The 23,878-nt window shown below is 61.3% G+C and carries 26 protein-coding genes; 15 read left to right on the plus strand and 11 right to left on the minus strand.

Translation table 11 applies throughout. From position 1 onward, the window contains the following. The first annotated feature begins 49 nt into the window (after positions 1–49). The 6 genes from J9870_RS21480 (at position 50) to J9870_RS21505 (ending at position 7,139) form a co-directional block, all read left to right on the plus strand. The gene (locus J9870_RS21480) at positions 50–1,330 is read left to right on the plus strand and encodes a glycerate kinase (RefSeq protein ID WP_210639903.1); all 1,281 of its coding nucleotides are present in this window, start codon (positions 50–52) and stop codon (positions 1,328–1,330) included. Continuing rightward, entirely contained in the window at positions 1,320–2,735 is a 1,416-nt protein-coding gene (pyk, locus tag J9870_RS21485; RefSeq protein WP_210639904.1) for a pyruvate kinase, read from the plus strand. The genes J9870_RS21480 and pyk overlap by 11 nt, the downstream gene beginning before the upstream one ends. Positions 2,736–2,858: 123 nt before the next feature. Beyond that, a complete protein-coding gene (locus J9870_RS21490) occupies positions 2,859–3,761 on the plus strand; it encodes an urea transporter (RefSeq protein WP_210639905.1) in 903 nt (300 codons plus the stop codon). A 20-nt stretch (positions 3,762–3,781) separates the two neighbouring features. Next, positions 3,782–4,606 carry an ion transporter gene (locus J9870_RS21495; protein ID WP_210639906.1) on the plus strand — a complete coding sequence of 275 codons (825 nt, stop codon included), beginning with the start codon at positions 3,782–3,784 and terminating at the stop codon, positions 4,604–4,606. 94 nt (positions 4,607–4,700) lie between these two features. After that, on the plus strand, positions 4,701–5,699 hold the full coding sequence (locus tag J9870_RS21500; RefSeq protein WP_210639907.1) for a sulfate ABC transporter substrate-binding protein: 999 nt from the start codon (positions 4,701–4,703) through the stop codon (positions 5,697–5,699). Positions 5,700–5,933: 234 nt separating this feature from the next. Further along, on the plus strand, positions 5,934–7,139 hold the full coding sequence (locus tag J9870_RS21505) for an MFS transporter (RefSeq protein WP_210639908.1): 1,206 nt from the start codon (positions 5,934–5,936) through the stop codon (positions 7,137–7,139). Between the two features lie 60 nt (positions 7,140–7,199). On the opposite strand, the gene J9870_RS21510 is transcribed toward J9870_RS21505, so the two are convergent. The 4 genes from J9870_RS21510 to J9870_RS21525 all read right to left on the minus strand — a co-directional run bounded on the left by J9870_RS21510 (position 7,200) and on the right by J9870_RS21525 (position 10,575). Then, positions 7,200–7,391 (minus strand): PLDc N-terminal domain-containing protein, encoded by a 192-nt coding sequence (locus J9870_RS21510; protein WP_003223221.1) that lies wholly within the window; start codon positions 7,389–7,391, stop codon positions 7,200–7,202. Between the two features lie 71 nt (positions 7,392–7,462). Beyond that, positions 7,463–7,993, minus strand: a complete 531-nt coding sequence (locus tag J9870_RS21515; RefSeq protein ID WP_210639909.1) for a hypothetical protein — start codon at positions 7,991–7,993, stop codon at positions 7,463–7,465. A gap of 142 nt (positions 7,994–8,135) precedes the next feature. Then, a complete protein-coding gene (locus J9870_RS21520) occupies positions 8,136–8,654 on the minus strand; it encodes an ankyrin repeat domain-containing protein (RefSeq protein ID WP_210639910.1) in 519 nt (172 codons plus the stop codon). Between the two features lie 94 nt (positions 8,655–8,748). Continuing rightward, positions 8,749–10,575, minus strand: a complete 1,827-nt coding sequence (locus J9870_RS21525; RefSeq protein WP_210639911.1) for a long-chain-acyl-CoA synthetase — start codon at positions 10,573–10,575, stop codon at positions 8,749–8,751. Between the two features lie 360 nt (positions 10,576–10,935). Between J9870_RS21525 and J9870_RS21530 the strand changes: the two genes are divergently transcribed. Then, positions 10,936–11,214 (plus strand): DUF3509 domain-containing protein, encoded by a 279-nt coding sequence (locus J9870_RS21530; protein WP_025214961.1) that lies wholly within the window; start codon positions 10,936–10,938, stop codon positions 11,212–11,214. Between the two features lie 131 nt (positions 11,215–11,345). Here J9870_RS21530 and mtnC read toward each other — a convergent pair whose 3' ends face one another. The 5 genes from mtnC to aroC are packed head-to-tail and all read right to left on the minus strand — an operon-like array spanning position 11,346 to position 15,486. Then, positions 11,346–12,029, minus strand: a complete 684-nt coding sequence (gene mtnC, locus J9870_RS21535) for an acireductone synthase (protein WP_210639912.1) — start codon at positions 12,027–12,029, stop codon at positions 11,346–11,348. Positions 12,030–12,033: 4 nt separating this feature from the next. Beyond that, positions 12,034–12,579, minus strand: coding sequence for an acireductone dioxygenase (locus J9870_RS21540; RefSeq protein ID WP_210639913.1), 546 nt, complete (start codon positions 12,577–12,579; stop codon positions 12,034–12,036). An 18-nt stretch (positions 12,580–12,597) separates the two neighbouring features. Continuing rightward, positions 12,598–13,218: a methylthioribulose 1-phosphate dehydratase gene (locus J9870_RS21545; RefSeq protein ID WP_210639914.1), complete on the minus strand. Its 621-nt coding sequence runs from the start codon at positions 13,216–13,218 to the stop codon at positions 12,598–12,600. After that, positions 13,215–14,360 carry an MFS transporter gene (locus J9870_RS21550; protein WP_210639915.1) on the minus strand — a complete coding sequence of 382 codons (1,146 nt, stop codon included), beginning with the start codon at positions 14,358–14,360 and terminating at the stop codon, positions 13,215–13,217. Before J9870_RS21550 ends, J9870_RS21545 begins: the two co-directional genes overlap by 4 nt. Before the next feature lie 34 nt (positions 14,361–14,394). Continuing rightward, the gene (aroC, locus tag J9870_RS21555) at positions 14,395–15,486 is read right to left on the minus strand and encodes a chorismate synthase (RefSeq protein WP_210639916.1); all 1,092 of its coding nucleotides are present in this window, start codon (positions 15,484–15,486) and stop codon (positions 14,395–14,397) included. Positions 15,487–15,628: 142 nt separating this feature from the next. Here aroC and J9870_RS21560 point away from each other — a divergent pair, with 142 nt between their 5' ends. Continuing rightward, positions 15,629–16,594, plus strand: a complete 966-nt coding sequence (locus J9870_RS21560; protein ID WP_210645371.1) for an alpha/beta fold hydrolase — start codon at positions 15,629–15,631, stop codon at positions 16,592–16,594. Positions 16,595–16,693: 99 nt separating this feature from the next. Continuing rightward, positions 16,694–17,482 (plus strand): hypothetical protein, encoded by a 789-nt coding sequence (locus J9870_RS21565; protein ID WP_210639917.1) that lies wholly within the window; start codon positions 16,694–16,696, stop codon positions 17,480–17,482. A gap of 162 nt (positions 17,483–17,644) precedes the next feature. Here the strand turns inward: J9870_RS21565 and prmB are convergent, their stop codons facing one another. Beyond that, complete coding sequence (gene prmB, locus J9870_RS21570; protein WP_210639918.1) at positions 17,645–18,553, minus strand: 50S ribosomal protein L3 N(5)-glutamine methyltransferase; 909 nt, start codon at positions 18,551–18,553, stop codon at positions 17,645–17,647. Between the two features lie 254 nt (positions 18,554–18,807). On the opposite strand from prmB, the gene J9870_RS21575 reads away from it, so the two are divergent. The 5 genes from J9870_RS21575 (at position 18,808) to J9870_RS21595 (ending at position 21,739) form a co-directional block, all read left to right on the plus strand. After that, positions 18,808–19,398, plus strand: a complete 591-nt coding sequence (locus J9870_RS21575; RefSeq protein ID WP_210639919.1) for a cysteine hydrolase family protein — start codon at positions 18,808–18,810, stop codon at positions 19,396–19,398. A 290-nt stretch (positions 19,399–19,688) separates the two neighbouring features. Further along, on the plus strand, positions 19,689–20,009 hold the full coding sequence (locus J9870_RS21580) for a hypothetical protein (protein ID WP_053124023.1): 321 nt from the start codon (positions 19,689–19,691) through the stop codon (positions 20,007–20,009). Positions 20,010–20,083: 74 nt separating this feature from the next. Beyond that, on the plus strand, positions 20,084–20,641 hold the full coding sequence (locus tag J9870_RS21585; RefSeq protein ID WP_025214971.1) for a Smr/MutS family protein: 558 nt from the start codon (positions 20,084–20,086) through the stop codon (positions 20,639–20,641). 78 nt (positions 20,642–20,719) lie between these two features. Continuing rightward, positions 20,720–21,265, plus strand: coding sequence for a GTP cyclohydrolase I FolE (folE, locus tag J9870_RS21590; RefSeq protein WP_003204506.1), 546 nt, complete (start codon positions 20,720–20,722; stop codon positions 21,263–21,265). 102 nt (positions 21,266–21,367) lie between these two features. Further along, positions 21,368–21,739 (plus strand): glutathione S-transferase N-terminal domain-containing protein, encoded by a 372-nt coding sequence (locus J9870_RS21595; protein WP_210639920.1) that lies wholly within the window; start codon positions 21,368–21,370, stop codon positions 21,737–21,739. A 144-nt stretch (positions 21,740–21,883) separates the two neighbouring features. On the opposite strand, the gene J9870_RS21600 is transcribed toward J9870_RS21595, so the two are convergent. Beyond that, entirely contained in the window at positions 21,884–23,050 is a 1,167-nt protein-coding gene (locus J9870_RS21600; RefSeq protein WP_210639921.1) for a PLP-dependent aminotransferase family protein, read from the minus strand. An 82-nt stretch (positions 23,051–23,132) separates the two neighbouring features. Between J9870_RS21600 and J9870_RS21605 the strand changes: the two genes are divergently transcribed. Further along, complete coding sequence (locus J9870_RS21605) at positions 23,133–23,564, plus strand: MarR family transcriptional regulator (RefSeq protein ID WP_135846626.1); 432 nt, start codon at positions 23,133–23,135, stop codon at positions 23,562–23,564. Positions 23,565–23,878 lie beyond the last annotated feature (314 nt).

The following is a 23,878-nucleotide window of genomic DNA, read 5'->3' on the forward strand; positions in this document are numbered from 1 at the left end:
CTCCCACAGGGTCCGCATCAACGCTAAGAATAAAAATCGGGAGCCCGCCATGTCGGTCGATCCGCAACAATTGCTGCGCGAGCTGTTTGCCACAGCCATCGACGCGGCCCATCCGCAGCACATCCTTGAACCCTATCTGCCCAGCGACCGCAGCGGCCGGGTAATCGTTATCGGTGCCGGCAAGGCCGCCGCCGCCATGGCCCAAGTGGTCGAGCGCTGCTGGCAGGGCGAAGTCTCTGGCCTGGTGGTGACTCGCTACGGCCATGGCGCACCCTGTCAGAAAATCGAAGTGGTCGAGGCCGCTCACCCGGTGCCTGACGCCGCCGGCCTGGCCGTGGCCCGGCGGGTATTGGCAATGGTCAGCGATCTGCGCGAAGACGACCGCGTCATCTTCCTGCTGTCCGGCGGCGGTTCTGCCCTGCTCGCCTTGCCAGCCGAAGGCATCACCCTGGGTGACAAGCAATCGATCAACAAAGCCTTGCTCAAGTCCGGCGCATCCATCGGCGAGATGAATTGCGTGCGCAAGCATCTCTCGGCGATCAAGGGCGGGCGCCTGGGCAAAGCCTGCTGGCCGGCAACGGTCTATACCTACGCGATCTCCGACGTACCGGGTGACCTCGCCACGGTCATCGCCTCCGGCCCTACCGTGGCTGATCCCAGCACATCGGCCGAAGCCCTGGCGATCCTCAAGCGCTACCACATCGAGGTACCAGCCTCGGTGCGGCAGTGGTTGCAAAGCCCCGAATCGGAAACCGTCAAACCCGGCGACCCGGGCCTGGCCCACAGCCACTTCCAGCTGATCGCCCGCCCGCAGCAATCACTGGAAGCGGCAGCGGTGAAAGCCCGTCAGGCCGGTTTCAGCCCGTTGATCCTCGGCGACCTGGAAGGCGAATCCCGGGAAGTAGCGAAAGTCCACGCCGGCATCGCCCGGCAAATCGCCCACCACGGCCAGCCCCTGGCAGCGCCGTGCGTGATCCTGTCCGGTGGCGAAACCACCGTCACCGTGCGCGGCAATGGCCGTGGCGGGCGCAACGCCGAATTCCTGCTGAGCCTGACCGACAGCCTCAAGGGCCACCCCGGCATCTACGCGCTGGCTGGCGACACGGACGGCATCGACGGTTCCGAAGACAACGCCGGTGCCCTCATGACCCCGGACAGCTATCACCGCGCTATCGAACTGGGCCTGAGCGCCAGCGACGAGCTGGATAACAACAACGGGTATGGCTACTTCGCCGCGCTGGATGGGTTGATCGTCACCGAGCCGACCCGTACCAACGTCAACGACTTTCGCGCCATCCTGATCCTCGAGAACCCCAAACATGACGCCTGACAAAAAGGTCAAGATCCTCGCGACCCTCGGCCCCGCCACCCGCGGCATCGATGATATCCGTGAGCTGGTACAGGCCGGCGTGAACATCTTTCGCCTGAACTTCAGCCACGGCGAGCATGCCGACCACGCCCAACGCTACCAGTGGATTCGCGAAGTCGAGCAGCAGCTCAATTACCCGCTGGGTATCCTCATGGACCTGCAAGGCCCGAAGCTGCGGGTCGGCCGGTTCGCCAACGGTAAGGTCCTGCTGCAACGGGGCCAGGCCCTGCGCCTGGACCTGGACCCGACGCCCGGTGATCAACATCGGGTCAACCTGCCTCACCCGCAAATCATTGCGGCCCTGGAGCCCGGCATGGACCTGCTGCTGGACGACGGCAAGCTGCGCCTGCGGGTGATAGCCAAACATCGCGACGCCATCGACACCGAAGTGCTCAATGGCGGCGAACTGTCGGACCGCAAAGGGGTGAACGTGCCTCAAGCGCTGCTCGACTTGAGCCCGCTGACCGCCAAGGACCGTCGCGACTTGAGCTTCGGCCTGGCGCTAGGTGTGGACTGGGTGGCGCTGTCGTTCGTGCAGCGCCCCGAGGACATCCGCGAAGCCCGGGCGCTGATCGGCGACAAGGCGTTCCTGATGGCGAAGATCGAGAAGCCATCGGCGGTGACCCAGCTGCGGGAAATCGCCGAATTGAGCGACGCGATCATGGTCGCTCGCGGTGACTTGGGGGTCGAGGTACCCGCCGAGAGCGTGCCGCAGATCCAGAAAAACATCATCGGTACCTGTCGTGCCCTCGGCAAACCGGTGGTGGTGGCGACCCAGATGCTCGAGTCGATGCGTTTCTCCCCGGCGCCGACCCGTGCGGAAGTTACCGACGTGGCCAACGCCGTGGCCGAGGGTGCTGACGCAGTGATGCTGTCGGCGGAAACCGCCTCCGGTGATTACCCGCTCGAAGCCGTGCAGATGATGAGCAAGATCATCCGCCAGGTGGAAAACGGCCCCGATTACCAGTCGCAACTGGACGTGAGCCGGCCGAAAGCCGAAGCCACGGTGTCGGACGCCATCAGTTGCGCCATCCGCCGGATCAGCAGCATCCTGCCGGTGGCGGTGCTGGTGAACTACAGCGAATCGGGCAGCTCCAGTTTGCGAGCGGCGCGGGAACGGCCGACGGCGCCGATCCTCAACCTCACGCCGAACCTGCAAGCCGCCCGCCGCCTGACCGTGGCCTGGGGCGTGCACTCGGTGGTCAACGATCGGCTGCGCCAGGTCGATGAGGTGTGCTCCACCGCCCTGGAAATCGCCCAGGCCCAGGGCATGGCCCAGCGTGGCGATACCTTGCTGATCACGGCGGGCGTGCCGTTCGGGCAACCGGGGTCGACCAATTCGTTGCGCATTGAGACGTTGCTTTAGCGCCTGTACTGGCCCCATCGCGAGCAAGCTCGCTCCCACAGGGGGGGTGTGAACCCCGCAAATCCTGTGTGGGAGCGAGCTTGCTCGCGATGAAGTCGACTCGGTCCATCAGACATACCAACCATGCCCAACCCCCACTGCCCCGACTGGGCCAACGCCCTGCTCAACGGCTTCAGCCAGATCTTCCTCCAGCGCCATCCGCTGTGTGGTCTGCTGTGCCTGCTAGCGATTCTGTTCAGCGCCCCGGCCTTGTTCGGCGGGGCGTTGCTGGGGGGCGTGGCCGGGTTGCTCACGGCCCAGCGGCGCGGTTACGCCAAGGCGGATCGGCAGGCTGGGCTGTTCAGCTACAACGGCATCCTGCTGGGGTTGCTGTTGAGCCTTGCCCTGCCCTGGTCAGCGTTATTGCCGCCGTTGATCATCGCCTGCGCGGGTCTCAGCGCGATGCTGACCCAGCAATGGCTCAAGCGCACCCGTGGCCCGCGATGCCTGTCGGCCTACACCGCCCCCTTCGTCGGGTTGGGCTGGTTGCTGTTGAGTTTCACCGCGCCACAATCCACGCCCACGTCGATAGAAATGACCATGCCCAACCTGCTGGCCGCGCATCTGAGCGGACTGGGCCAGGTCATGTTTCTCGGCCAGCCGGTGGCCGGAGCGCTGATCGCTACGGGCTTGCTGATCGCCAACCGGCGCGCCCTCGGCTGGGCCCTGTTCGGTTCGGCCGCAGGTCTTGCATTTACCTTGTTACATCACGACACCGCGCAAGCCCTGTCGGGATTGGGCGGCTACAACCCGGCCCTGGTGGCCCTGGCCTTGAGCCAACAGCGACGCCAGCCATGGCTGCCGCTGGCCGGTGTACTTCTGGCACTGCTGCTGGCCCCCGGCTTTACCGCCCTGGGCCTGGCACCGTTGACTGCACCGTTCATCCTCGCCTGCTGGCTGATCCAGGCCACCGGTCGCGCGTGGCACCAAGCCAGCCTCGACGCTGCGCCTTGCGCTCTGCGGGGCAATCACCCTAGGCTTCGCTGATTCTGATTCAGGCGACGGTTATGGACAGCAGCAACAATTGGCGTGAACGGCTCTACGTCATGATTTTCCAGAGCGACACGGTGGCCGGCCGGCGCTTTGACAGCGCCCTGTTGTTGATCATCCTCGCCAGCCTTGTGATCGTGATGCTCGACAGCATCGACAGCGTGCACAAAAACTACGCGCCCCTGCTGGCCGCCATTGAATGGGGTTTCACTTTCATCTTCATCGTCGAGTACGGCCTGCGCCTGTACTGCTCGCCCAAGCCCCTGCGCTATGCCTTCAGCTTCTACGGCCTGGTGGATCTGCTGGCGATCGTGCCGGGCATCCTGGCGTTGTATTACAGCGACGCCCAGTACCTGCTGATCATTCGAATCATCCGTATGCTGCGGATTTTCCGGGTGCTCAAGCTCAGCCCCTACCTCAAGCAGGCCAACTACCTGTTGGCGGCGCTACGGGGCAGCAAGCAGAAAATCATCGTGTTCCTGGTCAGCGTCTCGACCCTGGTGACGGTATTCGGCACGCTGATGTATGTCATCGAAGGCCCTGGCAATGGCTTCACCAGCATCCCCAAGGGCATCTATTGGGCTATCGTGACACTGACCACGGTGGGCTTCGGCGACATCGTGCCCAAGACACCACTGGGCCAAGTGGTGTCGTCGCTGGTGATGATCACCGGTTACTCGATCATCGCCGTACCAACGGGGATCTTTACCGCCGAACTGGCCACGGCCATGCGCGGTGATCAGCTCAAGCACGATTGCCCGGTGTGCAGTAAGAACAACCACGAGCAGGGCGCCGCTTTTTGCTCCCGTTGCGGGAACGCGCTGTTTAAAAAATTGGAATAAGCAAAGTTCTTTTTGATGCTTGAAGGTCTATAGGCTTGCAGCTAGTGTGCCGGCTAATTGCCCGAACCCCCGTTCAAATAAAAGGAATTGGTAAGTGAAGAACTTCTTTGGCGCCTCACTTCTCGCCGTCGGCCTGACCTTCGGCAGCCTGGCCCACGCCGCCCCGACCCTGCTTAACGTTTCCTATGACGTGATGCGCGACTTCTACAAGGACTACAACGCAGCCTTCCAGAAACACTGGCAGGCCGAGCACAACGAAAACATCACCGTGCAGATGTCCTTTGGCGGTTCCAGCAAGCAGGCACGCTCGGTGATCGACGGGTTGCCGGCGGATGTCATCACCATGAACATGGCCACCGATATCAACGCCCTGGCGGATAACGGCAAACTGGTGCCCGAGAACTGGGTCACCCGCCTGCCGAACAACAGCGCCCCGTTCACCTCGGCCACCGTATTTATCGTACGCAAGGGCAACCCCAAGGCGTTGAAAGACTGGCCCGACCTGCTCAAGGACGGCGTGCAAGTGATCGTGCCCAACCCGAAAACCTCCGGTAACGGCCGCTACACCTACCTGTCGGCCTGGGGTTATGTGCTGAAGAACGGTGGCGATGAAAGCAAAGCCAAGGCCTTCGTCGGCAAACTGTTCAAGCAGGCTCCGGTACTGGACACCGGTGGCCGTGCCGCGACGACGACCTTCATGACCAACCAGATCGGCGATGTGCTGGTGACCTTTGAAAACGAAGCCGAGATGATCGCCCGCGAGTTCGGTCGCGATCAGTTCGAAGTGATCTACCCGAGCGTTTCCGCCGAAGCCGAGCCCCCGGTGAGCGTGGTCGACAAAGTGGTCGAGAAAAAAGGCTCCCGCGAAGCCGCCGAGGCCTACCTCAAATACCTGTGGTCGCCTGAAGGCCAGGAGATCGCCGCCGCCAACTACCTGCGCCCACGGGACCCGGCGGTGCTGGCCAAATACACCGACCGCTTCCCGAAAGTGGACTTCCTGTCGGTGGAAAAAACCTTTGGCGACTGGCGCACGGTGCAGAAGACTCACTTCAATGATGGTGGGATTTTCGACCAGATCTACAGCGGGCAGTAACGTCCCCTCCACATTGATCGTTCCTACGCTTCGCGTGGGAACGTATCCAATGGCGCTCTGCGTCAAAAAAGGACGCGCAGCGTCCCGGGCGGCATTCCCACGCAGAGCGAGGGAACGATCAGGCCTGTTTCATCATCAATAGAAAGCATGTCCGATATCAGTCACAAAGCCTGTTCCTGAGCCCCACAACTCTTTAGCCTCACGCCATCCTTTCAAGCTACTGACGAGATAGCCATGAGTGCCCATCCCTCCTCCGTGCCCGCCGGTACAAGCCTGACCCGCGGCATGGTCCTGTTGTTCGCCTTTTGCTGCGGGGCCATCGTCGCCAACATCTACTACGCCCAACCGATCATCGAACTGATCGCGCCGGATGTCGGTTTGAGCAGCACTATGGCCAGCCTGATCGTCTCGTTGACCCAGATCGGCTATGCCCTGGGCCTGTTTTTCCTGGTGCCGCTGGGCGATCTGCTGGAGAACCGCCGCCTGATGATCCTCACCACCGTGGTGGCCATTGCCAGCCTGTTGGGCGCCGCGTTTACCGATCAACCGAACGTATTCCTGCTGGTTTCGTTGCTGGTGGGCTTCAGTTCAGTGTCGGTGCAGGTCCTGATTCCCCTGGCGGCGCACCTGGCGCCGGAAGAGTCCCGAGGACGGGTCGTGGGTGGGATCATGGGCGGCCTGCTGCTGGGCATCCTGTTGGCGCGGCCGGTCTCCAGCGTAGTGGCCGACCACTTCGGCTGGCGGGCGATGTTCATGATTGCCGCCGTACTGATGGCGGCGATCAGCATCGTGCTGGCGTTGACCGTGCCCAAGCGTCAGCCCGATCACAGCGCCTCCTATGGTCAACTGCTGGGCTCGCTGGGCACCTTGCTACGCCAGCAGCCACTGTTGCGGCAACGGGCGTTTTACCAAGCCGGCATGTTCGCCACATTCAGCCTGTTCTGGACCGCCGTGCCGCTGGAGCTGTCACGCAACCATGGCCTGTCCCAGACTGAAATCGCCCTGTTCGCCCTGGTCGGAGCCATCGGCGCCATTGCCGCGCCCATCGCCGGTCGCCTGGCGGACGCCGGCCACACCCGTATCGCCTCGCTGCTGGCGATGCTGTTCGCCAGCCTGAGCTTCCTGCCGGCGTTCATCCATCCGCTCTACAGCGTCATTGGCCTGGCGGTGACCGGCGTGGTCCTGGATTTCTGCGTGCAAATGAACATGGTCCTGGGCCAACGCACCATCTATGCCCTCGATGCCAAGAGCCGCAGTCGGCTGAACGCGCTGTACATGACCAGCATCTTCATTGGTGGTGCGTTCGGCTCATCGATTGCCAGCGCGGTGTACGAACACGGCGGCTGGTTGTGGGTGGTGATCATCGGCAGTGCCTTCCCGCTACTGGCCTTGCTGCGCTTTTTGAGTGCCTCGCAGAAGCCGTCCCTGGCAACGGCCTGACCCCACCCATAAAAAAATGCCCGGGCGCTCATGGCGCCCGGGCATTTTTTCGTGGAACGATCAAATCCGCACGTTGCCTCGCGGCCCGGCGATCGCCCAGATGATCAGGCCCAGCACCGGCAACAGGATAATCAGCAGCACCCACAGGATTTTCATCCCGGTTTCCGCGCCGCTCTTGAGTACGTTGATGATCGCCCAGATATCGAGCGCCAGGATAATCAGGCCGATCAGGCCGTTGAAGGTGGAACCCATGGTGTCGCTCCCAAATGGTGGTAGGCACACTTAGGATAGCGGGCCCCTGGCGAGGGTTCCGTATTATTGCTTCAGATGTGAACCGCGACCTTGAGGGCTTCCAGGGCCGGCGCAGCGGCAATGCCAACTTCAGCACACAGCTCCAGCACGCGCGGCACATCGTTGCCGTACACCAGCACCATCTGCAATTCATCGTCGAGCAACTGGCTGAAGTTCATCAGCATATAACCGCCGTTTTCCTTGTTCAGGCTGCTCATCTGGATCTGGATGCGGTTGAGCGCCGTGAGGGCTTCGGTTTTCGCCAGTTGCTTGGGCTTGAGATTGAACGCCACGTCGGGGCCGAACGAGGCGACAATCTGTTCGAACAGCTCCACGTAGGTATCGGCCTGGAACAGCACGGTGTCCGGCAGGCTGCCTACCACCACCCATTCGCCCAGGGGAATAGGGAAAGTGTCGTCGTAGTTGATATCCGGGTTGGTCGCCAGAAAGGCCGCCGGATCGGCATAGGCCTGGGCCGCTTCGTCGGCGATTTTCGCAATGTCCGCATCGCCCAGGCAGCCGGAGCTGATTTTGCTGATGAGTTCGATGAGGGCGACTTTCATGGTGAGGTGGATCCTGTGGATAGGGTTTTGAGGGCGCGCAGGATAGCGCATCACATTGCCCGAGTCAGGCTCATGTGGCGAAGGGATTTATCCCCTCGCCACAAGAGCAATGTCACTCCAGAGTCACGGCCCTGAAGGAGGATCAGCCCAACAACTTTTCCAATTGCGCCGTGGTATCCACCGCGCCCATGGTCTTGGCCGCATCCAGGGCCGAGACGCCGTTGGCATCCTTGGCTTTCGGATCGGCGCCTTTGCTGATCAGGTAATCGACGATTGCCACGCGATTGAACATCGCCGCCATCATCAATGCGGTACGGCCATCGAAGGAGGAGCCTTCCACCTGCGCACCGCCCTCCACCAACGCCGTGACCACTGCCAGGTCACCCTTGAAGGCCGCGCCGGCAATCGGGCTCTGGCCATTGTCGTTGCGCACTTCCGGATCGGCCTTGTGTTCCAGCAGCACTTTCACGGTTTCCACATGCCCGTGGTACGCAGCCAGCATCAGCAAAGTGTCGCCCTTGTGGTTACGCAGGTTGGGCGGCAGGCCTTTGCTCAGCAAGGCCGCCATCATCGCGGCGTCACCCTGGCGTGCGACATTGAACACCTGCTCGGCAAACTCCGCAGCCTCTTCCGGGGTCATCTGACGGCTTGTATCGGACATGGGAAACTCCACTCAAGTCTTTGCAAAGCCGCTAGTTTCCCGAGGGACTCGAGACCTGTCATCCCTTTTTTCTCTGCCGCCTCCATAGCCAGAATCAATAGCGATACTGCCCACCCTGAATCTGCGTCGCCAGTTGCCGGTCTACCCGCACGTAGGTCTGGCTGCCCGGGAGCCAGGCGTAGACCGGCTCATCATCGGCAACGCAAGGGTCGAAGGCTTCGGCCTTGAGGCGGGTTTTCTGGTATTTGAAGGTGCCGGTGGTGTCCATTTTCACTTTAATGCGCAGGAACAATGGCACCGCATAGGCCGGCAGCTTGCACTGCAGGAATTGCAACAGCTCACTGAAATCCAGCACCGCCAGGGATTCCGCCGGGGTGATCGCCGCCATGCCGGCGCGGCCATTGGTGCCATTGATCTCCACGCCATAGGCCACCGCCTCGGCCACCTGCGGGTGTTGCAGCAAAACGTTTTCGACTTCCGTGGTGGAGACGTTTTCGCCTTTCCAGCGGTAGGTATCGCCGAGGCGATCGACGAACTGCCCATGGCCAAAACCAATGTTGCGCAGCAGATCACCGGTGTTGAAGTAGCGGTCACCGGGAACGAAGACGTCCCGGTAGATGGTCTTTTCGGTCTTGGCTGGATCGGTGTAGCCGTCCAGCGGCGCCTTGTCGTCGATCCGCGCCAACAGCAGGCCCGGTTCGCCCCTGGGGACTTTCTGCATGCGACCTTGCAGGTTGCGTAACGGCACGCCGCTGTCATGGTCGTAGCGCACCAGTTCCCAGCCCATCAGGGAAAACCCGACGGTGTTGTCGAAATTCAGCACATTGGTGAAGCCAATATTGCCGTCGCTGGCCGCATACAGCTCGCAGATATGCTCGATGCCAAAACGCGTCTTGAAGGTCGACCAGGCTCCGGGGCGCAGGCCGTTGCCGATCATCTTCTTCACACTGTGGTGGCGGTCTTCGCCGGTGGACGGCTGGTCGATCAGGTAACGGCACAACTCACCGACATAACCCAGCGTGGTCGCCCGGTAACGGCGCACATCGTTCCAGAATTGACTGGCGCTGAACTTGCGCCGCAGCGCAAACCCCGAGGCGCCACAGATCGCCGCCCCCCAGCACACGCACAGGCCCGTGGCGTGGTACAGCGGCAGGGTGCAATACAAGATGTCATCGGGCTGCATGTCCAAGGCGATCAGGCCGAAACTGGTGGAGGTGCGCATCCAGCGTCCATGGCGAAAGACCCCGGCCTTGGGCAACCCGGTAGTGCCCGAGGTGTAGAGGTACAAGCATGGATCGTCGAAGAAGACGTGCTGGCTGCTGGTCGGGTTATCGCCTGGGTACCCTTCACTGCGACCGAGCAGGTCGATAAAACCGGACGGAACATCGGCGCTGTCTTGATCCGCCACCCACCAGGTACGAGCATTCGGCAATGCGGTTCGTCCGCGCACGTCGTTGAAGGCGGCGACCCGTTCATCCCCGACCACCACCGCGACCGGCGCCACCAGCGCCAGGCTGTGCACCAGCGCATCGCCCGTTTGCGAGGTGTTGATCATGGCACTGACCGCGCCGACCTTCGCCACCGCCAGCACGGCGATCAACAGCTGGGGCCGGTTCTCGATGAAAATCGCCACGCAGTCGCCCTTGCCGATGCCCTGGGCCAGCAAGTAGTGGGCAATACGATTGGCTTGCTCGTTGACCTGTGCATAACTCCACACCGCGTCGCCGAACAGCAACGCCGGACCCTGTGGATTACGTAGCGTGGCCTGTTCGAAACACCAGCCCAGGCCACAGGGCTGGGTCGGGTCCTGGACGTTGGCCAGTTTCATGCCTTTGATGATCCGCGCAACGGCTCTGGCAATGGCGGGCAACTTGCGCAGCATCATGCCCCAGGTAATAGCGTCGCTGGGTGTACGACTCATGGTGATCTTCCCCGGTCGACCTCGTGGGTCTCGGTTCTTGTTATCGGGCTGTAGTGATTCCGGATCGAAAGTACGCCAGCGATTCCGGCGCTGTACATGCGGTTTTTGCAATGTTTTGTATCCGCGGCCCAGGACAGGCGAAGGGTGAGCGCTACAAACTCAATTGGTTCCAAAAAAGATTGGAGAACCACGCAAAATGCAGGATGCACGATGGCCATTCATGCAAGATGCACGAAAGCAAAAAATCAGAAAATGATCAACTTATTGTTTTTAAAGGGTTTTTTATGCAGCACAAGGATGGCACAGACACTGCAACTACCCCTCCACGGTTTGCCATCAAAACCATGGAGCAGTCAAATTATGAATATGATTCAAGAAAAATTTTCGTCCCTGTTTTCCAACTACGAAGTGACTACACAGGCTCGCCCGGACGGCGGCATTCTGCTGACATTGCGCAATAGCGAAGGCAAACAGTTGAAGCGCTCGATTTCCTATGCGCAATTGCATGCCGGTGACCAATTGTCCTGGGTGATCAGCGCCATTCGTCGTGACTTGGCGGAACAGGCCAGTGAGCTGCCGCAGATCACCCTGCTGCAGAGCCAGCATCGCTTCGCTTTGCCGACCTATCACAGCGCTTGATCTTCCTGTGGGAGCGGGCTTGCTCGCGAAGACGGCTGTACATTCAATAAAGAAGTTGAATGACACACCGCCTTCACGGCCAAGCCCGCTCCTACAATCCATGACCCGATTCGTTTTGTCGCCTGATGGCGTCAAAACGCTGAAGGGTCGATCCGCGCAAAACTGTTCACAGTGACATGCCCTGCCAGTTCCCCCCCTTCCCGTGCTAACCCGCACGTCGCCATGCCTGCATCGCGGGCCGCGTCCAGTTCCTGGACGATGTCGGACAGAAACAGAATCTCCCCCGGCGCGACACCCACCGCCGCGCTGATGCGCTGGTAGGACTGCACGTCCCGCTTGGGGCCCGACGTAGTGTCGAAATAGCCGCTGAACAACGGCGACAGGTCACCGGCCTCGGAGCAACCGAAAATCAGCTTCTGCGCCTGGATCGAGCCGGAGGAATACACGAACAGTTGCAAACCCTCCTGGTGCCACTGCTTGAGCGCCTGCACCGCGTCCGGGTAAACGTGGCCTTTCAATTGTCCAGCCTGGTACCCCTGCTCCCAGACCATGCCCTGCAACGCCTTGAGCGGCGTAGCCTTGCGGTCTTCGGCGATCCAGCCCAACAGGATCTCGATGATGCGCTCGACGTCAGCCCCCGGTTCAGCGCTGTCCTGGCGCACAGCGGCCAGTTGTTCAGCCACGTCGGCACGCGCGGCATTTTGCCGGACGAAATCCGGCAAATGCCTGGCGGCATAGGGAAACAGCACATCGAACACAAAACTCACCGCGCTGGTGGTGCCTTCGATGTCGGTGAGGATGGCTTTGATTGGCACAGGCTCAGTCCTCCAGGCGTGGGAAGCGGCTGGCGATGTCGTCGCCGGTGAACTTCGCGACCCAGCCTTCCGGGTTGTTGAACAGGCGGATGGCCACGAAATGCGGATGCTCGCCCATGTCGAACCAGTGTGGCGTACCGGCGGGCACCGAGATCAGGTCGTTCTTTTCGCACAACACGGCATAGACGTAATCATCGATGTGCAGGGTAAACAAGCCACGACCGGCGACGAAAAATCGTACTTCGTCTTCGCCATGGCGGTGCTCATCGAGGAACTTGGCCCGCAGCTCGGCTTTTTGCGGGTGATCGCTATTGAGGCTGATGACATCGACCGTGACGTAGCCACGCTCAGTCATCAGGCGGTCGATCTGGGCCCGATAGGCAGCGATGACTTCGTCCTGGCTGGCGCCAGGCTGGATTTTGCTCGCCGCTTCCCAACGGTCGAAACGCACGCCTTTTTCAGCCAGGGTCGAGGCGATGTCTTCGAAATGGGTCAGCACCTTGTTCGGGATATCAGGGCTTGAGACGTGGTAGACGGATAGGCTGCTCATGGCTATGGCTCCAGCAGATTAACGGTTCAGGAGGGTGCGGGTCTTGAGCTCGCACTCGAACAGGAACTCGAACGCTTCGATCTGGCGCAGGGCATCGCTCATGCCCGCCCCCCAGGTGTACAGGCCATGGCCACGAATAAGGTAGCCGACGCAATCGGGATGCGCCTCGAGCCAGGGCTGGACCTTGGCGGCCAGGCGCGCGATGTCCTGGTCGTTGTCGAAAATCGGCACGCGAACCTGGGATTCGTGAGTCGAAATACCACTGAAGGCCTTTTGCAGTTCGTAGTCTTCGAAGTCGATGAAGGCTTCGGCGGTCAGGCGCGACAACACCGTGGCATTCACCGAATGGGTATGCAACACAGCACCGATCTGCGGCCGCCAGCGATACAACTGGGTGTGCAGCAAGGTTTCGGCGGAGGGTTTCTTGCCTGGCTCCAGGCTGTTGCCGTCCAGGTCGGTGGCCAGCACATCGTCGAGCCCCAGTTGTCCCTTGTGCTTGCCGGACACGGTCAGCAGGGCTTGGTCAGGGGCAAGCCGGGTCGAATAGTTGCTGCTGGTAGCCGGGGACCAGCCGCGGCCATACAAAAAACGCCCGGCGTCGATGATTTCCCGGGCGAGCTGTTCACGGGTAAGGCTCATGGCCTGTCCTCTTGCATACGTGTGGCAATGATAACGGCTGCAGCGAAGGCTGCGACGCTGGCGATGCTGAAAGTCCAAGTGGCGCCCAGGGCATTCCAGCTGTAGCCGGAGTACAACGCGCCCAAGGCCCCGCCCGTGCCGGCCAGCGCCGCGTACAGCGCCTGGCCCTGGCCTTGCTGGCGTGGGCCGAAGCTACGTTGCACGAAATGAATGGCAGCGGCGTGAAAGCTGCCGAAGGTCGCCGCGTGCAGCACCTGGGCAAACAGCAGCACCCAGAGAAACTCGGCCAGTGATCCCAGCAGCAGCCAGCGCAACGCCGCCAGCAGGAAACTCGCCAGCAGGACCCGGCGCACGGAAAACCGCGCCAGGATCCGGCTCATCAACAGGAAGATCAACACTTCCGCCACTACCCCGACGGCCCAGAGCAGGCCGATCAGCCCGCGGCTGTAGCCCAGGTGCTCAAGGTGCAGCGTCAGAAATGTGTAATACGGTCCATGACTCACCTGCATCAAGCCCACGCAGGTGTAGAACGCCAGCACGCCCGGGTTGCGCAGTTGCCGCAAAAAGCCCTCCCCCGCCACTCGTGGCCCTTGCACCGGCTGGGCGTTGGGCACCCAGAAACTGGCGAACACGATGCCGGCCATGATCAGCACCAAGGCCTGTGGATAAATGTCCAGGCTCAGCCATTCGAACAGTCGCCCCAGCAGCACCACGGTGATGATGAAGCCGATGGAACCCCACAGGCGGATCTGACTGTAGCGCGACGCCTGTCCGCTCAAGTGGGCCAGGGTGATGACTTCGAATTGCGGCAGCACCGCGTGCCAGAAGAACGCGTGCAGCGCCATGACCATCGCCAGCCAGGCATAGCTTTTATCGATGAAAATCAACGAGAAGGTCAGCAACGTACAGATCGCGCCAAAACGCACGATGGCCAGGCGCCGGCCGGTGTAATCCCCCAGCCAGCCCCAGATGTTCGGCGCCACGCAACGCATCAGCATGGGGATCGCCACCAGCTCGCCGATGCGCGCCGCGTTGAACCCCAGGTGGTCGAAATACAATGCCAGGAACGGCGCCGTCGAACCGAGCAGGGCGAAATAGAACAGATAGAAACTGGAGAGCCGCCAGTACGGCAGTGCCGCCATGCTCGTCAGGCCACGGCGGTCGGCAGGCCAACCATCAAAGCTGCCCCAGCACCGGAGTGCTGACCCGAACGTCGGCGTTCTGGCCGCGATGACGCAGCAGGTGATCCATCAGCACGATCGCCATCATCGCCTCGGCGATGGGCGTGGCACGGATGCCAACGCACGGATCGTGACGGCCCTTGGTGATGACGTCCACCGGATTGCCATGGATGTCGATGGAGCGGCCCGGCGTGGTGATGCTGGACGTCGGCTTCAAGGCCAGGTGCGCGACAATCGGCTGGCCCGAGGAAATGCCACCGAGGATGCCGCCGGCGTTGTTGCTGAGGAAACCTTGCGGGGTCAGTTCGTCCCGGTGTTCGGTACCACGCTGGGCGACACAGGCGAAGCCGGCGCCGATCTCCACGCCTTTCACGGCGTTGATGCTCATCAGCGCATGGGCCAGCTCAGCGTCGAGGCGGTCGAAGATCGGCTCGCCAAGGCCCGGCATCACACCTTCGGCCACCACGGTGATCTTCGCGCCGACCGAATCCTGGTCCCGGCGCAGTTGGTCCATGTAGGCCTCAAGTTCCGGCACCTTGTCCGGGTCGGGGCAGAAGAAAGCGTTCTGCTCTACCGAATCCCAGGTCTTGAACGGGATTTCGATAGGGCCCAACTGGCTCATGTAGCCGCGAATAACGATGCCCTGGCTGGCCAGGTATTTCTTGGCAATCGCCCCGGCCGCCACACGCATGGCGGTTTCCCGGGCCGAACTGCGGCCGCCGCCACGGTAGTCGCGCTCGCCGTACTTGTGATGGTAGGTGTAGTCGGCGTGGGCCGGGCGGAACAAGTCCTTGATGGCCGAGTAGTCCTTGGACTTCTGGTCGGTGTTGCGGATCAACAGCCCGATGGCGCAGCCAGTGGTTCGCCCTTCGAACACACCGGAGAGGATTTCGACTTCATCGGCTTCCTGGCGCTGGGTGGTGTGGCGGCTGGTGCCGGGCTTGCGGCGGTCCAGGTCACGTTGCAGATCGTCCAGGGAAATGTCCAGGCCCGGCGGGCAGCCGTCGACAATGGCGACCAACGCCGGGCCATGGCTTTCGCCCGCGGTGGTAACGGTGAACAGCTTGCCGTAGGTATTGCCGGACATGCAGGGTGCTCCGTGAAATCGCTGAGAGACTCAACCTTGGATTCGTAAAGGCCGCCAGTATACGCAGGGTCCCCGAGTAGTTCATCCTCGAACCTTATCGGTGCCCGCCAGTCCAACCGGCACCTTCGTAACTAATGGCGTGATGATGTTAAGAGTGCTTGCCTTGAGCCTTACCCTGTTCACCGGCCTGCTTCCCGGCTTGGCCCAGGCCACCGTCCTGCAACGTCCCATCAGCCTTGTCACCGACAGCGGTGAACTTTTCGGCTCGTTGTTGCTGCCCAAATCCGACACACCCGTGCCAGTTGTCCTGATCATTTCCGGGTCCGGTCCTACGGATCGCGACGGAAACAACCCCGACGGCGGGCGCAACGACAGCCTCAAGCGCCTGGCCTGGGTGCTGGCCAAACACAACATCGCCAGCGTGCGCTATGACAAACGCGGGGTGGCGGCCAGCCTCGCGGCGACACCGGACGAACGCAACCTCAGCGTCGAAGCCTACGTGGCCGATGCCGTGGCCTGGAGCCGCAAGCTCGCCGCCGACCCGCGGCTGGGTCCATTGGTTATCCTGGGTCACAGCGAAGGCGCATTGATCGCCAGCCTCGCCGCCCCCCAGGCCAACGCTGCGGCGGTGATTTCGCTGTCCGGCAGCGCGCGGCCTATCGACCAGGTCCTGCGTCAACAGTTGAGCAGCCGCCTGCCAGCGCCGCTGATGTTGCGCAGCAACGAACTGCTCGACAGCCTCAAGGCCGGTCGACTCGACGAGAACGTGCCGCCACAACTGCAAGTGATTTTCCGCCCCAGCGTGCAGCCCTACCTGATCTCGCTGTTCCGCCAGGACCCGGCCCAAGCCTTTGCGGCCCTGAAGATGCCAGCCTTGATCATCCAGGGCAGCCATGACATCCAGGTCAGCGTCGACGACGCCAGGCAGTTGAAAGCAGCCAAGCCTGACGCCGAGCTGGCGTTGATCGAGGGCATGAACCATGTGATGCGCATCGTGCCCAACGACGTGAAACGGCAATTGGCCTCCTACAAGGATCCCAACCTGCCCCTGGCGGCCGAGCTCGGCGCACATATCTTGAGTTTTATTGACTCGTTACCCTCGCGTTAAGCGGTTTTAACCCTCCAGTCCTGGCAAAAACGGCCGATAAGTCGGTGTCGGACAGCGCATTGGCTGCCGAGGAGCCGGCCTGGACAGGATTTTGCCGATATGACTGACACTGAAACTTCACCCGACACTGCCGCCGAAACGCCCGCCGCTCCAGCCGCGGAGCTACCTTGGGCAGATGTACAAGCCGAGCACCACAAGATGCTCCGGCTGGCGCCGCTCAAGACCGACCGGGCCACCGGTGTGCGACCGCTGCGGTTTGTCGAGTTCAGCTACGCCGAGCGCCACAGCAAAGAGCGCAGCTTGCTGCGCATGAGCATTCAGTTGCCAGGCCAGCGGGTGCGCAAGGAACAGAATCACCTGGACGTCTGGGCCGATCACGTCGAAAAACGCCTGTTTTTTTCCCCGGACAGCCTGCAAGTCGAACCGATGAACCGTGGCATCGGTCGTTTCCTGGCCGCCCAGGGCATCACCTGGGCCAAGAAGCGCTGGTCGGGATACCGGGTAGACGGCAGCGACCTGAACAACAAGGACGCGCTGAACGAAGACACCCGCCTGCGTCGCGACCACTTCATGAAGGCCCATGGCTTCGAGGTGGTCTACGCCGACGCCCAGCACCTCAAAGGCAGCGTCAAGCCCACCCACGTTGGCGATCTGCTGGGGGACTGGAACACCGAAAAGCTGCAGTTCGTGGAAATCCTCGAAGCCGCGCAGATGCTGCAACAAGCCGAGCAGAACCTGGCGGAACAGGAAGTCAAACTCAAGAAACAGGAAGAAAAGGTCACCAAGTTCAAGCGCGAAGACGCCGGCCTGCGCTTCACCATCACCTGCCTGGTGGCGTTTGCCATGTTCCAGGCGGGATTGCTGATCTGGATTGCGACGCGGCACTAAACTCAACAGCGCAAAATACCCCTGTGGGAGCGAGCTTGCTCGCGATAACGGTGGGTCAGTCAATTTCAATACTGCTGACCCGCCGCCATCGCGAGCAAGCTCGCTCCCACAGGTTGCATGTCCAGGTTAACGGGCACTGAGGCGCGCCCGCCATCAATCGGATCAAACCCGCGAAGCAAACACCCCCTGGTACTGCCGGCACTGCTCGGCACTGAGCATGAACACTCCATGCCCGCCGCGTTCGAAGTCCAGCCAGGCGAAATCGACTTCCGGGTACAGCGCCTCGACGTGAACCTGGCTGTTACCCACCTCGACAATCAACAGGCCCTTCTCGGTCAGATGATCGGCTGCTTCGGCCAGCATCCGGCGGACCAGGTTCAAGCCGTCATCGCCACAGGCCAGACCCAGCTCCGGCTCATGTTGGTATTCCTGCGGCATGTCGGCGAAATCCTCCGCGTCGACATAGGGCGGGTTCGACACGATCAGGTCGAAACGTTGCCCCGGCAGCCCCTCGAAACCATCGCCCTGCACGGTAAACACGCGCTCATCGACACCGTGACGCTCGATGTTCTGGTTGGCCACCTCCAGCGCTTCGAACGACAGGTCGGCCAGCACCACTTCGGCATGGGGGAATTCAAAAGCACAGGCAATGCCGATGCAGCCGGAACCGGTGCAGAGGTCGAGAATCCGCGCAGGTTCCTGGCCCAGCCAAGGTTCGAAACGCTTTTCGATCAACTCACCAATGGGCGAACGGGGAATGAGCACGCGCTGGTCGACAATGAAGGACATCCCGCAGAACCAGGCTTCACCCAGCAGGTAAGCCGCCGGAATGCGCTCTGCGATACGCCGGCGCAGCAAACGCTGCACGTGCACCAGCTCTTCGTCTTCCAGGCGGCAATCGAGGTAGCTATCGGCAATTTCCCAGGGCAGATGCAACGCGCCCAACACCAGTTGCCGGGCTTCATCCCACGCATTGTCGGTGCCATGGCCAAAAAACAGATCCTCCCCGTGGAAACGGCTGACGGCCCAACGGATATGGTCGCGCAGGGTACGAAGGCGGGAAGTGATCACGGCGGCAAACTCCAGAAAAATCGACGGGCGAGTCTACCAGCCAAACGCGGCAGCGCCCAAACCCTGCTCAAGGACGAAAGAAAAACACCGGCGCAAACGTAGGATTTATCCATTTTTTGCCCCATCCATTGAACAAGACGAGCATCTTGACAAGGCTGTAGGCCAGCAACGACGGCCCTTGTGATGGAAGCGATTCACAGAACCGCTCAGCCAGAGGACAATGTCGCAAAAGCCCCACTCGAAGGAGCCCCAGAATGTCCGTTCCAAAAACGATGTTTCAACTCAGCGGCCGTGGTTACGCGGCGGCCAACCTGAGTCAAGCGACACTGATCATCATCGATGCCCAGAAAGAATACCTCGCCGGCCCCCTGGCCTTGAGTGGCATGGATGCAGCGGTCGCGAACATCAAGCAATTGCTCGGCGCGGCCCGTGCCGCCAACCGTCCGATCGTGCATGTGCGCCACCTGGGCACCCACGGCGGGCTGTTCGATCCGCAGGGCGAACGCGGGGAATTCATTCCGGGCCTTGAGCCCCAGGGCGACGAAACCGTGATCGAAAAGCTGCTGCCCAGCGCGTTCCATGGCACCGAGTTGAAAAAACGCCTGGAAGACCTCGGCCCCCTGGACTTGATCGTCTGCGGGTTCATGAGCCACTCCAGCGTCAGCACCACTGTGCGCGCCGCCAAGAACCTGGGCTTTCGTTGCACCCTGGTGGAAGACGCCTGCGCCACCCGTGACCTGCCATACAAGGGCGGCGTACTCAGCGCCGAGCACGTTCAGCAGACCGAAATGGCGATCATGGCGGACAACTTCGCCACCCTGGCCCTGACCCGCGACTTCACCTGATTCTCCGTGATGAGCGGCCGTTCCCGCCGCTCATCCGCAAAAGCCTCTCATTTGCCGCAATTGCCCTGGTGTCCTGTATCACAAATACTGTTCCTTTTTGACGGCGTCTGTTTTCGTCATGCTGCGTTGCCGCTCCTCGCCATAGCGGGCCATGACTCGTCGTGGCGTCTTGCCTGACGACAACAGCCACTCGTCAAAAAAGGAACGTATTTGCGAAACAGGACACTACTGTCAGGAACAACCCGAACATCTTCCGGTCGAAGGGCCGATACCCATTGAGGAAGGTCGGAATGAAGTTATCCGATGGTTTTGACGCACGTCGCTTACGGCCCAAAGGCCCTAGCAACTGGCGGTTTCGTTTCGGCGCTGCGATCGCCGCGCTCCTGGCCACGCTCGGTGTACTGCTGGCCATGGCCGGTGCCGCCAGCCTGCTGGGGCGCCCGCCCGCACTGGGCGAGTTGAACGCCACCCCGCTGGGTTCGGCAATCATTCTGGCAGTCGGTCTTTTCGTATTGCTGTTGGGCGTCTGGCTCTGGCGCCGCTGCCGCCGCCGCGCTCGCCAATCCCTGGAGCTGGCCATGGCTCCGCATCTGATGAAAAAGCACGACTGACCCGCCATCCGACGTTTTGTCGCGCCTGATCCCCTCGGAGTTGGGTAAACTGGCCGGCCTTCGCGGAGGCTGACATGCAAGACGACGACTTTTCCCTGTTCAAAAGTGCGATCCAGGGCGTAAAACCGATCAAGCACGATCGCGCCGAAACCGGCAAACCCAAGGCTGACCGCGCACAGATCGCCAAGCTGCGTCAGGCCGCCACCGTGCGCACCGACGCCACGACCGTGGATGGCTTGTCCGATCAGTTCGTGATCGACGTCGGCCCGGAAGACGAGTTGATGTGGGCGCGCGACGGGGTTCAGGAAAGCCAGATGCGCAAGCTCAAGGTCGGCCAGATTCCCTTCGAAGGCAGCCTCGACCTGCACGGCATGACCGTCGAAAAAGCCCGGGAAACCCTTTGGGCATTCCTGGCCGAAGCCACCAAGTTCGAAATCCGCTGCGTGCGCGTCACCCACGGCAAAGCCGTGCGCCTGGACGGCAAGCGGCCAATGATCAAGAGCCACGTCAACACCTGGCTGCGCCAGCACCCCCAAGTACTGGGCTTCACCTCCTGCCAGGCGAAACACGGCGGCGCCGGCGCGGTGTACGTAATGCTCAAGCGCACCATGATGGAAGGTCGCGACGAGTAGCGTCCCGATTGCCGAGCTTGCAGCGCCGTGTCCGCCACCGTACCCTTGCCCTTTGCGTAAAATCCCACAGGTAGTTTCATGTCTCTGGAACAGAATTACACCGCGATTCTCGGCCAACTCGGCGAGGACGTTTCCCGCGAGGGCCTGCTCGACACGCCCAAGCGCGCTGCCAAGGCCATGCAGTACCTCTGCCGCGGTTATGAACAGACCCTGGAAGAAGTCACCAACGGTGCCTTGTTCAGCTCCGACAACAGCGAAATGGTGCTGGTCAAGGACATCGAGTTGTACTCGCTGTGCGAGCACCACCTGCTGCCATTCATCGGCAAGGCCCATGTGGCCTATATCCCGAGCGGCAAGGTGCTGGGGCTGTCGAAAGTCGCGCGCATCGTCGATATGTATGCCCGTCGCTTGCAGATCCAGGAAAACCTCAGCCGCCAGATCGCCGATGCGGTCCAGCAGGTGACCGGCGCCCTGGGCGTGGCGGTGGTGATCGAGGCCAAGCACATGTGCATGATGATGCGCGGTGTGGAAAAGCAGAATTCCTCGATGATCACTTCGGTGATGCTCGGTGAGTTCCGGGAAAACGCTGCCACCCGCAGCGAATTCCTCAGCCTCATCAAGTAACCCGTCGCATGAAAAAACCGGCATTGATCGCCGGTTTTTTTTCGCCTGTGAAAAATCAGGTAAGCTGCGCGCCCTCTTCTTCCCTGCCGCGAGGCTTATACCGTGATTGTCAAAGCGCTTCGAGTTGGCCTGGGCCAGCTGATTATCTTCCTCGATTTCATCACCCGTCCAGGCAAGAAACAGCGCCCGGCCGAAGCCCAGGCGCAAGTCAACGAGGCCGCTCGCAGCTTGACGCTGTATCAGTTCCACGCCTGCCCGTTTTGCGTGAAGACCCGCCGGACCCTGCGCCGTCTCAATGTGCCGGTGGCCCTGCGCGACGCGAAAAACAATGAACAGGACCGCCAGACGCTGCTGGAGCAAGGCGGCAAGATCAAAGTGCCGTGCCTGCGGATTGAAGAGAATGGCCAGACCTCCTGGATGTATGAGTCCAAGGTGATCATTGATTATCTGGATAAGCGGTTTTCTGCAGCCTGACAATTTTGTGGTGGCTGGGAGGGCCCCATCGCGAGCAGGCTCGCTCCCACAATGGAACTGTGGGTAACTGAGGTTTTGTGATCGACCCTGCCCCCTGTGGGAGCGAGCCTGCTCGCGATTAGGCCAGACCAGTCACTGCATGACTCAAGCTGCTTCTGCAGCCAACGCCTCCCGCACCACTCCCGCCAACCGCTTGAGCCCTTCATCCAACCGTGCCGGATCAATGTGGCTGAAGTTCAGCCGCAAGTGCCCCGGATGCTTGTCCGGCTCCGGAAAGAATGGCTCCCCCGGCATGAACGCAACATCAGCAGCCAACGCGGCGGCGAGCAAGGTACGGGTGTCCAGCGGTTGCTTGAGGGTCAGCCAGAAAAACAGCCCACCCTGGGGCACGTTCCAGTCCGCGATGTCGGCAAAATGCTTGTGCAGCGCAGCCTGGAAGCGGTCGCGACGATCCCGGTAGAAATCCCGCAACTCACTCAAATGATGACGGTACTGCTCGGTGCCGATCCATTGCAGCGCCTGCCATTGGCCGATGCGATTGGTGTGCAGGTCCGCCGACTGCTTGAGCCGCAGCAAGTGGGGGAACAGATCCGGACTGGCGATCAGATAGCCCACCCGCAGCCCTGGCAACAGGGTTTTCGATACGGTGCCGGTGTAGATCCAACTGGCCTTCTTCAAGCGACTGCTAATCGGCGTGGCGTTGCCGCCGTCGAAGGTCAGCTCGCGGTAAGGTTCGTCCTCGATCAGGGTTACGCCAAACTCGTCCAGTAGCGCCGCCACGGCATCGCGCTTGGCCTCGCTGTAGCGTACCGCCGAGGGGTTCTGGAAGGTGGGAATCAGGTAGATGAACGCCGGCCGATGCCGCTCCAGCCGAGCCCGCAATTGCTTCAGGTCCGGACCGTCGGCTTCCAGGGGCACGGTGATGCAGTCGGCGCCAAACAGCTGGAAAATCTGCAACGCCGCCAAATAGGTGGGCGCCTCCAGCATCACTTCAGTGCCGACGTCGATGTGCAGCTTGGCTGCCAGGTCGAGGGTTTGCTGGGAGCCGCTGACCACCAGCACCTGGCTGGCCTCACAGGCCAGACCCAGGGAGCGCGCCTGAGCCGCCAAGGCTTCGCGCAGGGCCGGTTCACCTTCGCTCATGCCGTATTGGCCCATGGACACCGGCATGGCCGCCCATTCCACTTTCGGCAGCATGGCTTCGGCGGGCAGGCCGCCGGCGAACGACATCACTTCTGGGCGCTGCGCCGCCGCGAGGATTTCTCGAATCAAAGAACTTTTGAGGCGCGAGACACGTTCGGAAAAAGCCATGGGGGTCACCTGTAGCGGGTCGCTGGAATAATGAGTCAAACTAGTTGACCGAAATTACTCCGCCCTTCCTGGATACGTCAATATGCTTGACCTTAAAAATCCGACTTCCCAACAAATGGCCATGGAAGCGTTCTTCTTCGGCTACCAGGCGTTTACCGCCAAGGCCGATGAAATGCTCGAACGCCGTGGGTTGAGCCGGGTCCACCAGCGCATCGTTTTTTTTATCGCCCGATACCCGTCCCTGAGCGTGAAGGAACTGCTGGCCCTGCTCGGCGTGAGCAAACAGGCGCTGAACATGCCGTTGCGCCAGTTGATGGAAATGCATCTGGTGAACAGCGTCGCGTCTGAGACAGACAAGCGTAAGCGGCTGTTGGAACTGACCGCCGAGGGCGAGCGGTTCGAGCAGGCGTTGCGGCGCGAGCAGGTGAAATTGCTGGAGCGGGTGTTTGCCGAAGCGGGGGAGGAAGCGGTGGATGGGTGGTTGGCGGTGAATCTGGCACTGGGCAAGGCCTAGGCTCAGATTGGCTTTGCCTGGACTGGCGCTATCGCGAGCAAGCTCGCTCCCACAGTTGGAGTGTGGTGAGCACAAAATTTGTGTTTGACGGCGTTCCCCTGTGGGAGCGAGCTTGCTCGCGATAGCGCCCGCATGGGCGATATATCCCTATCGCCAGACATTTCGTCGACAACACAGAAAACATTATTTGCTTTATTTGTATACAAAAGCATAATTCGCTTCGTGCGAGTTCCTGACCGACAGGTCAACAAACATCGCCAGCCTTACCTGCCTCAGAGCCTCGCAACCACCCTCAGGGCGTGCGGGGCTGGAAA

This window comes from Pseudomonas sp. Tri1, from assembly GCF_017968885.1.
Lineage (GTDB): Bacteria > Pseudomonadota > Gammaproteobacteria > Pseudomonadales > Pseudomonadaceae > Aquipseudomonas.

What these genes read in the sequence shown, in the direction of transcription:
- J9870_RS21480 (WP_210639903.1), top strand. Translation starts at nt 50, where the DNA reads ATGTCGGTCGATCCGCAACAATTGCTGCGCGAGCTGTTTGCCACAGCC.
- pyk (WP_210639904.1), top strand. Translation starts at nt 1,320, where the DNA reads ATGACGCCTGACAAAAAGGTCAAGATCCTCGCGACCCTCGGCCCCGCC.
- J9870_RS21490 (WP_210639905.1), top strand. Translation starts at nt 2,859, where the DNA reads ATGCCCAACCCCCACTGCCCCGACTGGGCCAACGCCCTGCTCAACGGC.
- J9870_RS21495 (WP_210639906.1), top strand. Translation starts at nt 3,782, where the DNA reads ATGGACAGCAGCAACAATTGGCGTGAACGGCTCTACGTCATGATTTTC.
- J9870_RS21505 (WP_210639908.1), top strand. Translation starts at nt 5,934, where the DNA reads ATGAGTGCCCATCCCTCCTCCGTGCCCGCCGGTACAAGCCTGACCCGC.
- J9870_RS21510 (WP_003223221.1), bottom strand. Translation starts at nt 7,391, where the DNA reads ATGGGTTCCACCTTCAACGGCCTGATCGGCCTGATTATCCTGGCGCTC.
- J9870_RS21515 (WP_210639909.1), bottom strand. Translation starts at nt 7,993, where the DNA reads ATGAAAGTCGCCCTCATCGAACTCATCAGCAAAATCAGCTCCGGCTGC.
- J9870_RS21520 (WP_210639910.1), bottom strand. Translation starts at nt 8,654, where the DNA reads ATGTCCGATACAAGCCGTCAGATGACCCCGGAAGAGGCTGCGGAGTTT.
- J9870_RS21525 (WP_210639911.1), bottom strand. Translation starts at nt 10,575, where the DNA reads ATGAGTCGTACACCCAGCGACGCTATTACCTGGGGCATGATGCTGCGC.
- J9870_RS21530 (WP_025214961.1), top strand. Translation starts at nt 10,936, where the DNA reads ATGAATATGATTCAAGAAAAATTTTCGTCCCTGTTTTCCAACTACGAA.
- J9870_RS21540 (WP_210639913.1), bottom strand. Translation starts at nt 12,579, where the DNA reads ATGAGCAGCCTATCCGTCTACCACGTCTCAAGCCCTGATATCCCGAAC.
- J9870_RS21545 (WP_210639914.1), bottom strand. Translation starts at nt 13,218, where the DNA reads ATGAGCCTTACCCGTGAACAGCTCGCCCGGGAAATCATCGACGCCGGG.
- J9870_RS21550 (WP_210639915.1), bottom strand. Translation starts at nt 14,360, where the DNA reads ATGGCGGCACTGCCGTACTGGCGGCTCTCCAGTTTCTATCTGTTCTAT.
- aroC (WP_210639916.1), bottom strand. Translation starts at nt 15,486, where the DNA reads ATGTCCGGCAATACCTACGGCAAGCTGTTCACCGTTACCACCGCGGGC.
- J9870_RS21560 (WP_210645371.1), top strand. Translation starts at nt 15,629, where the DNA reads ATGATGTTAAGAGTGCTTGCCTTGAGCCTTACCCTGTTCACCGGCCTG.
- J9870_RS21565 (WP_210639917.1), top strand. Translation starts at nt 16,694, where the DNA reads ATGACTGACACTGAAACTTCACCCGACACTGCCGCCGAAACGCCCGCC.
- J9870_RS21575 (WP_210639919.1), top strand. Translation starts at nt 18,808, where the DNA reads ATGTCCGTTCCAAAAACGATGTTTCAACTCAGCGGCCGTGGTTACGCG.
- J9870_RS21580 (WP_053124023.1), top strand. Translation starts at nt 19,689, where the DNA reads ATGAAGTTATCCGATGGTTTTGACGCACGTCGCTTACGGCCCAAAGGC.
- J9870_RS21585 (WP_025214971.1), top strand. Translation starts at nt 20,084, where the DNA reads ATGCAAGACGACGACTTTTCCCTGTTCAAAAGTGCGATCCAGGGCGTA.
- folE (WP_003204506.1), top strand. Translation starts at nt 20,720, where the DNA reads ATGTCTCTGGAACAGAATTACACCGCGATTCTCGGCCAACTCGGCGAG.
- J9870_RS21600 (WP_210639921.1), bottom strand. Translation starts at nt 23,050, where the DNA reads ATGGCTTTTTCCGAACGTGTCTCGCGCCTCAAAAGTTCTTTGATTCGA.
- J9870_RS21605 (WP_135846626.1), top strand. Translation starts at nt 23,133, where the DNA reads ATGCTTGACCTTAAAAATCCGACTTCCCAACAAATGGCCATGGAAGCG.